This is a genomic window from Pseudomonas juntendi, assembly GCF_009932375.1.
GTDB lineage: Bacteria > Pseudomonadota > Gammaproteobacteria > Pseudomonadales > Pseudomonadaceae > Aquipseudomonas > Aquipseudomonas juntendi.
This window is the reverse complement of sequence record NZ_BLJG01000289.1, coordinates 1-14,110: the sequence shown is the minus strand read 5'-3', so window position 1 is coordinate 14,110 and position 14,110 is coordinate 1. Positions and strand designations below refer to the sequence as shown.

Annotated in this window: 11 protein-coding genes; 10 read left to right on the top strand and 1 reads right to left on the bottom strand. The window is 66.4% G+C overall.

The features are described from left to right. Positions 1-131 precede the first annotated feature (131 nt). From mtlD to GYA94_RS24780, 4 genes are all read left to right on the top strand, one after another. Positions 132-2,276, top strand: a complete 2,145-nt coding sequence (gene mtlD / locus GYA94_RS24795; protein WP_161893305.1) for a bifunctional mannitol-1-phosphate dehydrogenase/phosphatase — start codon at positions 132-134, stop codon at positions 2,274-2,276. Positions 2,277-2,529: 253 nt separating this feature from the next. Further along, positions 2,530-3,312, top strand: coding sequence for an aldolase (locus GYA94_RS24790; protein ID WP_161893304.1), 783 nt, complete (start codon positions 2,530-2,532; stop codon positions 3,310-3,312). Between the two features lie 45 nt (positions 3,313-3,357). Beyond that, positions 3,358-4,245 carry a dihydrodipicolinate synthase family protein gene (locus tag GYA94_RS24785; RefSeq protein ID WP_047149558.1) on the top strand — a complete coding sequence of 296 codons (888 nt, stop codon included), beginning with the start codon at positions 3,358-3,360 and terminating at the stop codon, positions 4,243-4,245. A gap of 179 nt (positions 4,246-4,424) precedes the next feature. Beyond that, positions 4,425-5,633 carry an MFS transporter gene (locus tag GYA94_RS24780; protein ID WP_161893303.1) on the top strand — a complete coding sequence of 403 codons (1,209 nt, stop codon included), beginning with the start codon at positions 4,425-4,427 and terminating at the stop codon, positions 5,631-5,633. A 38-nt stretch (positions 5,634-5,671) separates the two neighbouring features. Here the strand turns inward: GYA94_RS24780 and GYA94_RS24775 are convergent, their stop codons facing one another. Continuing rightward, positions 5,672-6,970 (bottom strand): phospholipase effector Tle1 domain-containing protein, encoded by a 1,299-nt coding sequence (locus GYA94_RS24775; protein WP_110679931.1) that lies wholly within the window; start codon positions 6,968-6,970, stop codon positions 5,672-5,674. Between the two features lie 229 nt (positions 6,971-7,199). Between GYA94_RS24775 and GYA94_RS24770 the strand changes: the two genes are divergently transcribed. The 6 genes from GYA94_RS24770 to GYA94_RS24745 are packed head-to-tail and all read left to right on the top strand — an operon-like array spanning position 7,200 to position 14,011. Then, a complete protein-coding gene (locus tag GYA94_RS24770) occupies positions 7,200-8,159 on the top strand; it encodes an AAA family ATPase (protein ID WP_009683481.1) in 960 nt (319 codons plus the stop codon). 4 nt (positions 8,160-8,163) lie between these two features. Then, on the top strand, positions 8,164-9,108 hold the full coding sequence (locus GYA94_RS24765) for a DUF58 domain-containing protein (RefSeq protein WP_029886675.1): 945 nt from the start codon (positions 8,164-8,166) through the stop codon (positions 9,106-9,108). Further along, positions 9,105-9,599 carry a DUF4381 domain-containing protein gene (locus GYA94_RS24760; RefSeq protein ID WP_009683483.1) on the top strand — a complete coding sequence of 165 codons (495 nt, stop codon included), beginning with the start codon at positions 9,105-9,107 and terminating at the stop codon, positions 9,597-9,599. Before GYA94_RS24765 ends, GYA94_RS24760 begins: the two co-directional genes overlap by 4 nt. Further along, positions 9,592-10,668 (top strand): vWA domain-containing protein, encoded by a 1,077-nt coding sequence (locus GYA94_RS24755; protein WP_047149559.1) that lies wholly within the window; start codon positions 9,592-9,594, stop codon positions 10,666-10,668. The genes GYA94_RS24760 and GYA94_RS24755 overlap by 8 nt, the downstream gene beginning before the upstream one ends. Further along, positions 10,665-12,383, top strand: a complete 1,719-nt coding sequence (locus GYA94_RS24750) for a tetratricopeptide repeat protein (RefSeq protein WP_029886673.1) — start codon at positions 10,665-10,667, stop codon at positions 12,381-12,383. The genes GYA94_RS24755 and GYA94_RS24750 overlap by 4 nt, the downstream gene beginning before the upstream one ends. Next, complete coding sequence (locus GYA94_RS24745) at positions 12,380-14,011, top strand: BatD family protein (RefSeq protein WP_047149560.1); 1,632 nt, start codon at positions 12,380-12,382, stop codon at positions 14,009-14,011. Before GYA94_RS24750 ends, GYA94_RS24745 begins: the two co-directional genes overlap by 4 nt. The last annotated feature ends 99 nt before the right edge of the window (positions 14,012-14,110 follow it).

Here is a 14,110-nt window from a genome sequence, read left to right as displayed (position 1 = left end):
TCTCTGCGTTACCCCCCAGCGCCCTCCTGTCGACCGCGTGCCCCCTACCTGACTGCCATTGCTGCAGCTCGCACGCCATGCTCGCCTGTTGCAGGCGGGATGTCCGACCCACCGACAAGGGGCAACAACCCATGCTTTTCTTTCACGGCAAACGCATCTTCAGCGCTATCTTCGATATGGATGGCACCCTCTTCGACACCGAACGCCTGCGCTTCAAGACCCTCAAGCAAGCGTCGCTGGAAATCTTCGGCAAACCGCTGGGCGAGCACACACTGCTCGGCTCTCTGGGCCTGAGCGCGAAAAAAGCCGAAGCCTTGGCCAAGGCGCATAACGGCGAAGACTTCCCCTATGCCGCCATCCGCCAGCGCGCCGATGAACTGGAGCTGGAGTACGTGCGCAATCACGGCGTGCCGATCAAGCCCGGCCTGCTGGAGGTGCTGGAGCGCCTGCGCAAGGCCGGCTTGACCATGGCCGTGGCCACCTCCAGCCGCCGCGCCATCGCCGAGGAATACCTGATCAACGCCAATGTGCTGAAGTACTTCGACATCACCGTGTGTGGCGATGAAGTCAGCCAGGGCAAACCCCACCCGGAGATCTTCCTGAAGGCCGCCCGCGCACTCAACTGCCCGCCAGCGCAGTGCTTCATGGTCGAGGATTCAGAAAACGGCATGCTGTCGGCCATGCGTGCCCAGGGCCAGGCGATTCTGATCGAAGACATCAAGCCACCTGCAGCCGAAATCAAGGCCGGCGCACTCAAGGCTTACCACAGCATGCCGGAGTTCCTCGCCGACCTGAATGCATGCGTGCCCGAGCTGGGCATGCCCGCGCTCAGCGAACCCTTCCCGGCGTCGTTGAACCAGTTCCGTGTCGGTATTCATGGCTTTGGCGCCATCGGCGGCGGCTACCTGACCCAGGTGTTTTCCCATTGGGACGGCTACACCCGGCCCTGCGAAATCATCGCCGCTACCCGCTCACGCATGCTGCGCGAGAGCGTGAGTGCCTTCGGCAGCTACAGCGTGCGCTATGGCAGCACCTCGTTCGACCAGACCATCGACAATGTGCGCATGATCGACCTGGACGACGAACAGGCGGTGATCGCCATGTACAACGACGCCGAGATCATCGGCCTGAGCCTGCCTGAACAGGCGATTCGCAACCAGGCCAGGGTAATTGCCCAAGGCCTGCTGCAGCGCTTCGAGCGCCGCGGCCGCGAACTGACGTTGCTGATCGTGCTGAACAAGGTGGGTGGCGGCGCGTTCGTGCGCCGGCATGTGCAAGCCGAGCTGGCGACATTGTGCCCGCCGGCCATCTGCGAGCAGGTAATGCTCAAGACCCATTTCGCGGAAACGGTAGTCAGCCGCATCGTTTCCAAGCTGAGCAACGATGCGCTGGTGCGGCAATTGCGGATCAAGTCGCAGATGTTTCGCAACAGCCTGGAAGAAGAGCCTGCCGCACCCCGCAGTGCCTCGGCGCCGCCGGCTGAATACGAGCGATTGCTCGGGCATTTCAGGCCCTTTGCGCAGCCCAGCAGCGCCATGAGCCAACTGCACCTGGTGCTGTTCAACAGCGAAGCCGACATGCCGTTGTATGTCGAGCGCGGCAGCGACCTGCTCGAACGCCTGCGCCAAGTGCACACGGTGCCGGACATTGCCCAGATCCAGGTCATCAAGAACCGCCTGTGGAACGGCCCGCACGCGATCATTGCCTGGTACGCCAGCCTGCTGGGCCATGCCTGGGTGGGCCAGGGCATGGGCGACGCCCGCGTCAATGCCCTGGCCGAGCGGCTGATACGCCAGGAAGTGGCGCCCGCCCTGGAAGCGGAGTACCCGCAAATGAGCGAGGTGATCAGCCGGTTCGCCGACGCCTTCCTGGCGCGCTGCAAAACCTCGTTCAAGGACCCGTGCGCCCGCGTCGGCCGCGACCCGCTGCGCAAACTGCAGCGCAATGAACGTATCCTCAGCAGCATCGAGCTGGCCGGCAGGCACGGCATCGACACCCCGGCCCTGGCCTTTGGCGCGGCATTGGCCATTCACCACGCCCTGCGCTGCGACGATGCGAAGAACCTGGACGCCCAGGCGATCAGGCAGGTGTACCTGGACCATGATCACAGCGTCGAGGCTGTGCTGACCTACCAGGGCAACTGCAACGGCAAGCGCTTCCCGGCCTTGAACCCGCTCAGCGACGCGCCGCTGATCAATGCCATTGCCGAGGCCTTCCGGCAGTACCAGCACGCGCACCCGGCCCCGCTGCCCGCTTCGCGCTGCATAGGCGCGTAACGCGCGCCTTTTTGCCGCGGCGCCAGCTGCGAACACTGGCCCGGCCGGTGTAAGCGCCTGCGCCGCGCGCTTTGCCAACGCCCCCTCGCGCACCTCCTTGCCACCCGGCACGCCACCTCTGGAGCCCCACTGCAGACTTACTGTGTCATTTCATGCTTGATAATGACACAAGGTGTCATTATGATCGCCGTGTGTCCTGGCGACCTTCCTGTGTCGCTCAGCAACCCACCGCCCTTTCCTGCAGGTACCGCCCATGACGACCACCATGCACGCCCCCAAGGACCACCTGGTCAAGCACGCCCAGCAGCAGATGCTGACGGCCCTGGCCGACAACACCTACAGTACCCGGCAAAAGCTGGCCCTCACCTGCCGCATCCTGTTCGACGGCGGCCACGACTCGGGGCTGGCCGGGCAGATCACCGCCCGCGCCCAGGAGCCTGGCACCTATTACACCCAGCAACTGGGCCTGGGCTTCGACGAAATCGCCGCCTCCAACCTGCTGGTGGTGGACGAAGACCTGACCGTGCTGCAAGGCCGTGGCATGGCCAACCCGGCCAACCGTTTCCACAGCTGGCTCTACCGCGCCCGGCCTGACGTCAACTGCATCATCCACACCCACCCGCTGCACAGCGCCGCCCTGTCGATGCTGGAGGTACCGCTGGCCATCTCGCACATGGACCTGTGCCCGCTGTTCGACGATTGCGCGTTCCTCAAGGACTGGCCTGGTGTGCCGGTAGGCAATGAAGAAGGCGAAATCATCGCGGCGGCCATCGGCGACAAGCGCGCGATCCTGCTTTCACACCATGGCCTGCTGATCGCTGGCGGCTCGATCGAAGAAGCCTGCGTGCTTGCCCTGCTGTTCGAGCGGGCCGCCAGGATGCAGCTGCTGGCCATGGGGGCCGGTGACATCCGCCCCATCCCCGAAGCCCTGGGCAAGGAAGCCCACGACTGGATCTCCACCCCTAAGCGTCATGGCGCCGCGTTCAGCTATTACGCGCGGCGTGCCTTGCGGGCCCACGGCGACTGCCTGGCCTGACTCGAAGCTGTACTCTTCCCTCAACAACGGCAAAGGTGCCTGGTCATGTCTACACCTGTAATTCGCGGCGTCATCGGCTACACCATCACTCCCTTCTCGGCAGACGGCACACTCGACCTGGAGGCTTTGGGCACGTCCATCGACCAATTGATCAAGCACGGCGTGCACGCCATCGCGCCGCTGGGCAGCACCGGCGAAGGGGCCTACCTGAGCGACAGCGAATGGGAAAGCGTGGTGCGCTTCAGCCAGGCGCGCATCGCCGGGCGCGTACCCAGCGTGGTCAGCGTCTCCGACCTGACCACCGCACGCACCGTGGAGCGTGCGCGCCTGGCGCAGGCATGCGGGGCCACGGCGGTCATGGTGCTGCCCGTTTCGTACTGGAAACTCACCGAAGCCGAAGTGGTGGCCCACTACAAGGCCGTCGGCGCCGCCATCGACATCCCGATCATGCTTTACAACAACCCGGGCACCAGCGGCACCGACCTGTCGGTGGAACTGATCCTGCGCATCCTCGCCGAGGTGCCGAATGTGACCATGGTCAAGGAAAGCACCGGTGACATTCAGCGCATGCACCGCCTGTTCCAGGCCAGCAAGGGTCAGGTAGCGTTCTACAACGGTTGCAACCCACTGACCCTGGAGGCCCTGGTGGCAGGCGCGAGCGGCTGGTGCACCGCCGCGCCCAACCTGATTCCGGCATTGAACCTGGCATTGTGGGACGCCGTGCAGCAAGGCCAACTGGCCGAAGCCCGCACGCTGTTCTACCGCCAGTACGAACTGCTGGAATACATCACCCGCCGCGGCCTGCCCACCACCATCAAGGCCGGCCTGAAGCTGCTGGGCCAGGATGTCGGCGCGCCCCGCCTGCCGTTGCAGGCGCTGGATGCGCAAGGCAGCGACTATCTGAAAAACCTGCTGACCGAACTGGCTGCCTGACCCTCGACAGCGCAGCCCTGTAAGCGCGGGTTACCCGCGCAACAGGCAACGCGCTGGGTGGCGGGATCGCTGCCGGCGGTTGCATGGCCGCCTTCGGGCGCTGCGCAGCGACGCCCGCCACGCGGGCATTCCATCCCCTTGCCGTGCGCCAGGCGCGCACGCTGTCTACAGGTCCCGACATGCGCTACGTTGCTGCCCCCAAGCTGCTGACCCAGGTTGCCGCCGTACATTTCGTCAGCCATGTGCACATCATGCTGATCCCGGCACTGCTGCCAGTGCTGCCCTCCCTGCTGGGGGTCGGTTTCGTCGAACTCGGCGTAGCCCTGGCGGTGTTCAATATCGTCTCTGCCCTGGTGCAGGCCCCACTGGGTCACGCCGTCGACCACTTTGGCGCGCGCAAGGTGCTCAAGGCCGGGCTGCTGCTGGGCAGCCTCAGTTTCCTGCTGCTGGCCGCCAGCCCCGGCCATGCGGTGTTGCTGGTGAGCATGGCGCTGGCCGGCCTGGCCAACGGGGTGTACCACCCGGCCGACTATGCGCTGCTGGCCAAGGGCATCGAGCCAGACCGGCTGGGGCGGTCATTCTCCATTCATACCTTCGCCGGCTTTCTCGGCTCGGCGGTAACCCCGGCAATATTCCTCGGTATCGCTGCCGTGTTGGGCACACGGGCAGCCCTGGCGACGGGCGCAGTGTTCGGCGCTGCTGCGCTGCTATTGATATCGCTGCCAGGCAGCGGGGTGTACCGGGTAACGGAGATGGGCAACCCGGGCAATGCCGGCGCGCCGCCGGCGAACGGCCGAGTGCGCCTGTTCACACCCATGATCGGCGTGCTGACAGTGCTGTTCATATTGCTCAACCTGAGCACCAGTGCCATCGAGAAATTCTCCGTTGCCGCACTGGTGCAAGGCCAAGGCCTGACCTTGGCGTGGGCCAATACCGCGCTTACCGCCTTCTTGCTCTGCAGCGCCGCCGGGGTGCTGTGTGGCGGTGCCCTGGCCGACCGTACCCGCCGGCATGGCCTGGTGGCGGCGCTGGCTTTCGCCCTGGCTGCAGTGCTGACCGCCGTGGTTGCCCTGGGTGTGCTGCGCGAATGGGCATTGGTGGTGGTGCTGGGCAGCATCGGCCTGCTGACCGGAATGATCGCCCCGTCGCGGGATATGCTGGTAAAAGCGGCCGCGCCCAAGGGTGCCGAGGGCAAGACCTTCGGGCTGGTCTCGACCGGGTTCAACATCGGTGGCGCCGTCGGGCCAGTGGCGTTCGGCTGGATGCTCGACCGGGGGCTGCCAAATGGCATTTTCGTTGCTTCGGTAGCGTTCATGGTGCTGACGGTGGCGCTGACCGTGGCGCAGGAGGGGTATATGGCCCGAAAACGCAGGAACGCGCAGCGATGAATGAATGGGGTGGCGAACCCCTGCCACCCCAGGCGCATTCACCCCACCGGATTCCCATGCACCACCCGCCCCGCCACCCCTGGCCGGTTAACAAACAACACATCCAGCACGCTGTTACGCAACCCTTTCAGCGCATTCCAGTTCGCCGAAGCGTGCACATACTTGTCGCGCAATAACCGCTGCTCTTGCTCGCTCAGCGCCAATTGCCCGGTTTCGCCCAAAGCGAAGCCATGCAGTTTTGCGCTGATCACCTGCAATTCAGCCGGCAAACGGTGCTCCGCCTGGCCGCCCAACGGCGCAAACGGCACGCCAGCCCGTACCGCCAGCTCGCGCATCACGCTCAGGTAGACACGCGACAGGTGCCCGGCCACCTCCCGCTCGCGGGCTACCGCTGCGTAGACTTGCTTCTCTGCTTCACGCGGGTGGCCGCCAGCGATCGGCTCCTCCCAGGTGATCACCCGTGGCCGGGGTTCCCCCATGTCGGCAAAATCCGTCGCCAACAGGCCCTGCATCACGGCATGCACGCGGCACTGCCCGGCAGGCGTCGCCACCGGCACGCGCTGGGATTGCGGTTTGCACAACAGCACCTGTTCCCATGTGGTTTCCGGGTAGCCGCCACCGATATTCGAGTGCACACCCGGCAGCACTATGTCGTGGCCACTGCTCACCAGCGGGAAGTTATGCCGCTGCTCATCGTGCGCCACCAGTTGCACCACCTGCCGGGCAATACCCGCCCCCAGGCCCAGGCGCAAGCCACCGTGGCGCTCGTCGGTGGGGTCGAAGTCGCCCTGCAACGGCGCGATGATCGCGGCCACCGTGTCGAACAAGCCCATGAAGTTGATCGCGATGTCACACGCCACCGGCAACAATCCCCCGGCACCGTCGTGCAACAGGTTGGCCAGGTGGCGTACCGCCGCCGCGCCACGGCTGAAGCCGAACAAGTCGAACTCCAGGCGTGCCGGCACCCACTGCGGGTGCGCCTGGCACCAACCCTGCAGTTGCCCGGCAATCACCTGCAACGCCTCGGCCACCCGGGCTTCCACGCCCGTGCGGCCACGCCCGGTGGCAGAGGCATACACCGGGTCGGTTTCACCGGCCAAGGTGCCGATGCCTTCCATGTAGCATTTGAAAAAGACCTGGCGCGCCTCGCCATCGGCCGCTTGCGCCGGGTACAACGCATGCAGCAGGGCTACGTTGCTCAGCGCATTGGCATAACTGCCGCCGTGCCCCGCCAATGCCGTGGCGTTGTGCTGATTGTTACCGGTGCCATCGAAGAACACCCCGAAACGCAGGGTTACCCGCCGAGGGGTCGGCGTACCGCCGTTGCTCGCTACCATCTTCGTGCCTTGTGCTTGACCCAAAAGCACAAGCAGGCGCCAGTACGCCGTCAGGCAACATCAGGCAATCGCCAAGCCTTCGTGAGAGTTTTCCATACCCCAGGCCCGCTGCAGCGATAAATTTACCCCGTGCCATTAGTCGCCGCCCCCCCGGATGGATTAAAGTATCAGCCCTTGCCAGGGCAGCTGCCGTCAGCCGCCTCCGGCCCCCTACCAGGAACCGTCGCCGATGGAACACCGTGAAGCGCTGATCGCGCTGCGCACCTTTCTTTCAACCCAGATCCTAGGCCAGGAGAAACTGGTCGAGCGGCTGTTGATCGTGCTGCTGGCAGACGGCCATATGCTGGTCGAGGGGGCGCCTGGGCTGGCCAAGACCAAGGCCATCAAGGAGTTGGCCGAGGGCATAGAAGCGCAGTTCCACCGCATCCAGTTCACCCCCGACCTGCTTCCGGCCGACATCACCGGCACGGAAATCTACCGCCCGGAAACCGGCAGTTTCGTGTTCCAGCAGGGGCCGATCTTCCATAACCTGGTGCTGGCCGACGAAATCAACCGTGCACCGGCCAAGGTCCAGTCGGCACTGCTCGAGGCCATGGCCGAACGCCAGGTCAGTGTGGGCCGCAGCACCTACGACCTGTCGCCCCTGTTCCTGGTCATGGCCACGCAGAACCCGATCGAGCAGGAAGGCACCTACCCGCTGCCCGAAGCCCAGCTCGACCGCTTCCTGATGCACGTGAAAATCGGCTTCCCGGACGCCGCGGTCGAGCGGCGCATCCTGGCACAGGCCCGCGGTGAAGCGCTGGGCGGCGAAGTGAAACCCGAACGGCGGGTCAGCCAGCAGGCGATCTTTGCCGCGCGCAAGGAAATCCTCAACCTGTACATGGCCGATGCCGTCGAGGAGTACCTGGTGCAGTTGGTCATGGCCACCCGCACCCCGGCCAAATTCGATACCGAGCTGGCCGACTGGATCGCCTATGGCGCCAGCCCGCGCGGTTCCATTTCGCTGGACCGCTGCGCACGTGCCCACGCCTGGCTGGCCGGGCGCGACTTCGTCAGCCCCGAAGACATCCAGGCGGTGCTGTTCGACGTGCTGCGCCACCGCATCATCCTCTCCTTCGAAGCCGAGGCCGCGGGGATCGACCAGGACCGCGTGGTCCAGCGCATCCTCGACGTCGTCGCTGTTGCCTGACCCCATGCCCACTGCGCACCTGGCCGAACCCGGCATCCGCATCGGCCTCGCCGAGCTGATCGACATGCGCCACCGCGTGCGCGAAATCCAGCTGTTTTCCAAGCCCGGCCAACGCAGCCCGCTGGTCGGTCTGCACCATTCCAAGCTGCGCGGGCGCGGTGTGGACTTCGACCAGGTGCGCGTGTACCAGGCCGGCGACGACGTGCGCAACATCGACTGGCGGGTGACCGCACGCACCCAGGAGCCCCACACCAAGCTGTTTCACGAAGAACGCGAACGGCCTATCTTCATCCTGGTCGAGCAAAGCCAGCGGCTGTTCTTCGGCTCGGGCCTGATGTTCAAGTCGGTGCTCGCCGCCCAGGCTGCCGCCTTGTTCGGCTGGGCCGCGCTGGCCCATAACGACCGCATCGGCGGCCTGGTGTTCGGCGACAACGAGCACCATGAAATCAAGCCCCGGCGCAGCAAACAGAGCCTGCTGCAGTTGCTCAACCGCATGGCCAAGGTCAACCAGGCGCTGCACACCGAGGCGGTTGCCGGGGCCGACAGCCTTGGCCTGGCCCTGCGCCGCGCCCGCGAAGTGCTGCGCCCGGGCAGCCTGGCCATCGTGATCTGCGACGAGCGTTCGCTCAGCGCCCAGGTGGAGCAGCACCTGGCCATGCTGTCCCGGCATTGCGACCTGCTGCTGCTGCCGGTGTCCGACCCACTCGACCATGCCCTGCCGGCCGCTGGCCTGCTGCGTTTTGCCCAACGCAGCGCGCAGCTGGAGCTCGACACCCTCGACGCCAACCTGCGCCAGGCCTACCGCCAGCAGGCCGAAGCCCGCATCGAGCGCTGGGAGCTGCTGGCGCAAAAGCTGCGGGTGCTGCTGATGCCGCTGAGCACGCAAAGTGAAATGATCGAGCAATTGCGCGAATACCTGAGCGCACAGCGCCCGCGGAGCGCATCATGAATCCGCTCGATCAGTTGCAACCGCTGATCGAACCGGCGCCCATCGGCCTGTGGCCGCCAGCACCCGGCTGGTGGGCATTGCTGGTCATCCTGCCAGTGCTGGGCTGGGGCCTGTGGCGGCTGCGGCACTGGCGCCCGCGCAAGCGCCGTGTCGTACGCGCCGAGCAACCGCTGGACCCGGTGCGGGTAGAAGCGCTGGCCGAGCTGGCACGCCTGCCACGCCCCTACGACGGCGCCCCCGCCGGCGCCTGGCTGCAACAGATCAACGCCCTGCTCAAGCGCCTGTGCCGCAGCCACTACCCGGGCGCCAACAGCCATACCCTCAACGGCCGCCAGTGGCTGGCATTTCTCGACAACCGCTGCCCCGCAGCCGGCCTCACACGCTGGATGGTGCTGGTCGAAGGCGCCTATAAACCCGAGTGCAAACTCGACGACAAGGCCATCGCCGGGCTGAGCCAAGCCGTCGAAACCTGGATCCGCAAGCATGTTTGAACTGGCCTGGCCGTGGGTCTTTGCCCTGTTGCCGCTGCCGTGGCTGGCGCGCCTGCTGCTGCCCGCCGCCGACAGCGGCGAACCGGTACTCAAGGTTGGCTTCCTCAACGAACTGGAAGGCCTGGCCGGGCGGCGCGCGCGGCTGAACCTGCCCACCTGGCGCCAGCAAGGGCCATTCGTGGTCATCTGGCTGTTACTGCTGTGCGCTGCCGCGCGCCCGCAATGGCTCGGTGACCCGGTGCCGGTGGCGGCCAGCGGCCGCGACCTGCTGGTGGCGGTGGACGTGTCCGGGTCGATGGACTTCCCGGACATGCAGTGGAAAAACGAAGACATCAGCCGCCTCGACCTGGTCAAGGCCCTGCTCGGCGATTTCCTGCAGGACCGAGAAGGCGATCGCGTGGGCCTGATCCTGTTCGGCAGCCAGGCCTACCTGCAGGCCCCGCTCACGTTCGACCGGCGTACCGTGCGCACCTTCCTCGACGAAGCGCAAATCGGCATCGCCGGCAAGAACACGGCCATCGGCGACGCCATTGGCCTGGCGGTGAAACGCCTGCGCCAGCGCCCGGCGCAAAGCCGGGTACTGGTACTGATTACCGACGGTGCCAACAATGGCGGGCAGATCCACCCGCTGACGGCAGCCCGCCTGGCAGCCCAGGAAGGCGTGCGCATCTACACCATCGGCATTGGCGCCAACCCCGAAGCCAGTGGCACCCCAGGCCTGCTCGGCCTCAACCCGAGCCTGGACCTGGACGAAGCCGCACTCAGGGAAATCGGCGAAATCACCCACGGTGCCTACTTCCGCGCGCATGACGGAGCCGAACTGGACGCTATTGGCGACACCCTCGACCAACTCGAACCGGTGGCCCAGCAACCGACCCAAGCCCGCACCGCCCAAGCCCTATACGCCTGGCCATTGGCCCTGGCACTGCTGCTGAGCGTGCTGCTGGTGGTGGCCGTGCAATGGCCCGACAACCTGATGCAGCGCCTGCTGCGCAAGCCGCGCTTCTTGCAGCCACACCCGGAATGGCGCCAACGCCTGAAGCGCTTGCGCTTGCGGAGGCGGCGATGATCGACCTGTGGCCGCAATGGTTGCGCCCCCTGTGGCTGCTGGCCGTGCCCTTGCTTGGCTGGCTGCTGTACAAGCTGTGGCATCGGCGCAAACGCGCCGGGCGCTGGCAGCTGATCCTGCCGCCGGCATTCCACGCTGTGCTGCTGGGCGGCGGCAACGGCAACACCAGCAAACTGCCGTGGGTGGCGCTGGGGTTGGCCTGGCTATTGGTGATCCTGGCCCTGCTCGGGCCCAGTTGGCAGCGGGTGGAAGAAAACCGCCAGCGCCCGGCCGACCCGCTGGTGATATTGCTGGAGCTGACCCCGCAGATGCTCGCCGAGGACAGCCCGCCCAATCGCCTGGAACAGGCCCGGCGCAAAATCCTCGACCTGCTGGAGCACCGCCGCGACAGCCAGACGGCGCTGGTGGTCTATGCCGGCTCCGCACACACCCTGGTGCCGCTGTCCGATGACCTGGCCACCACGCGCAACCTGCTGGAGGCCATCGACCCGTCGATCATGCCCAAGCCCGGCCAGCGCGCCGACCTGGCCGTGCAGAAGGGCCTGGCACTGCTGGCCCAGAGCGGGCTCGGCCAGGGCCGCCTGCTGCTGATCGGGTCGTCGCTCAGCGCCCCAGAGCGCCAGGGCATCGCCCAGGCCCTTGGCCGGCAGGGCCCAAGCCTGCTGATGCTGGGTATCGGTAGCCGTGACGGTGCCCCGGTGCGCCAGGCCAATGGCGAATACCTCAAGGATGACCAAGGCGGCATTCTGGTACCCCGCCTGGACAACGCCAGCCTCAAGGGTTTCATCAACGGCACCGGCGGGCGCTACCGGCATGCGCGTATCGACGACCTGGACCTGCGCGGCCTGGGCCTGTTCGACCAGCCGCGGGCCGGGCGCAACGACGGCCAGACCCTGCAGCTGGACAGCTGGGCCGACCAGGGCTACTGGTTGCTGATTCCGCTGCTGCTGCTGGCCGCGTGTGCCGGCCGGCGCGGTTGGCTGTTCTGCCTGCCGTTGCTGCTGGCCCTGCCCCAGCCCAGCCAGGCTTTCGAGCTCGATGACCTGTGGCTGCGCCCCGACCAGCAAGGCCAACGCCTGCTCGAGCTGAACCGCCCAGCCAGCGCGGCTCGGCACTTCCATGACACGCAGTGGCGCGGCCTGGCGCTGTACCAGGCCGGCGACTACGCGGGTGCGGCCGAGGCATTTTCCCAGGGCGACACGGCCGCCGACCACTACAATCGAGGCAATGCACTGGCCCGTGCCGGTGAGCTGGAAGCGGCCCTGGACGCCTACGAGCAGGCGCTGGAGCGCCAACCCGATCTGCAAGTGGCACTGGACAACCAGGCATTGGTGCAACAGCTGCTGCAACAGCGCCAGGCCAAGGCCGAGGAACAACCGCCCGGTAACGATGCCCAAGGCACGCCCGGCAGCGACACCGAAGGCAACAGCAGTTCGGCCAGCAGCGCCGCCCAGGGCACCCCCAGCGGTGATGAACAAGCCAGCGCCGAGCAGCCTGGCGAAAGCAGCAGCAACAGCCAGGGTGCACCGGGTAATCAGCCGGGTGCCGATGAGGGCGTCATCCAGCCGCCCCAGCGCCCGGTGTCGACCAGCCTCGACGCCGAACAGCGCCAAGCCCTGGAACAATGGCTGCGGGAGATCCCCGATAACCCGGCGGAGCTGCTGCGGCGCAAATTCTGGTACGAACAGCAACTGCAACAGGAAACCCCACGATGAGTCGCTTCGGCGTCTTGCTCCTCTCCCTGCTGTGGGCCACCCTGGCCCAGGCTGAACCCCTGCTGCAGGCCAGCGTCGACCGCACCCGCCTGCAGGCTGGCGAAAGCCTGGAACTGACCCTGGAAAGCCAGGACGTCACCCAGTTCGGCAAGCCCGACCTGCGCGCCCTGGAAGGCGACTTCGAGGTGCGCGGCACGCGCCAGCTGAACAGCCTGCATACCCTCGACGGTGAAACCCGCGCCAGCACCCGCTGGATCATCACCTTGCTGCCGCGGCGCAGCGGCAGCCTGCGTATCCCCGAGCTGCAGTTGGGTCAGTCACGCAGCCAGGCCATCGACCTGCAAGTGCTGCAGGCCGATGCCAGTCGCCAGGACACTTCACAGGTGTTCATCGAGGCCACCCTCGACAGCCCCGACGTCTACGTGCAGGCGCAGGCTGTGCTCACCTTGCGCATCTATCACTCGGTGGCGCTCTATGACGACAGCAGCCTGAGCCCGCTGCAGCTGGAAGGCGCCAAGGTCGAACCGCTCGGCGAATCGCGCACCTATGAAAAGGAAATCAATGGCGTGCGCCACGGCGTGATCGAAACCCGCTATGCCGTGTACCCCCAGCAAAGTGGCACGCTCGAGATCCCGCCACTGACGTTCAGCGCCACCGCCGCAGCCAGCAGCGACGAAACCCCGCAAGCCAATGGCACGGCCCGGGCCGGGCACCAGGTACAGGTCAGCTCGCTGCCGCTGCGGCTGGCGGTACGCCCGATTCCCGCCGCCTGGCCTGCGGGTGTGCCGTGGTTGCCGGCGCGTAGCCTGACACTGGAAGAGCACTGGAACCCCGACCCCGGCAACCAGCAGGTACAGATTGGCGACTCGCTGACGCGCAACATCACCTTGCGCGCCGAAGGCCTTTCCAGCACCCAGTTGCCGCCGTTACCCGCCACCGAGATCACCGGCCTGCGCCGCTACCCCGACCAGCCGCTGCTGCGCAACGAAATCAACGAACGCGGCATGACCGCCAACCGCGAGGAACGCGAAGCACTGGTGCCCACCCATGCCGGCACGTTGGCCCTGCCGGCGCTGGAAGTGGCGTGGTGGAACACCCGTGAAGATCACCTGGAGCACAGCAGCCTGCCGGCGCGTACGCTGAACGTGCAGGACAACCCGGCCTTGAGTGCCGACAGCCCGGTGGGCGATAACAGCAGCGCCAGCAGCGCGCTGTGGCCTTGGCAATTGGCGACTCTGTTGTTCGCCCTTTCCACCGTACTGGGCTTCGCCCTGTGGTGGCGCGCCCGCTCGCAACCGGCGGTGCTGCGTGCGGCGCAGAACGGGCCGAGCCCGCGCACCTTGCTGGATGACCTCAAGCGCGCCTGCCTGGCGAACGACCCCCAGGCCACCCGCCAGGCGCTGGACGCCTGGGCCCGGCAGCAACCGGAGACCCTGGCCGAGATGGCGGCGCGCTTCGTGCCGTTGTCGGATGCGCTGGATGGGTTGAATGGCGCGTTGTACAGCGAGAGTGGGCAGTATTGGCAGGGTGAGGATTTGTGGCGGGCGATCGGCACGATACCGCCGGCCGAGCAGGTGTTGTTGCCGGCTGGGGAGAATGGCAGCTTGCCGCCGCTTTATCCCAAGTAGCCGGCTGCCTGCCAGGGCCTCTTCGCGGGCATGCCCGCTCCCACAGGTACAACGTATGCCTGAGCTTTACGCGGTGCCTGTAGGAGCGGGCGCGCCCGC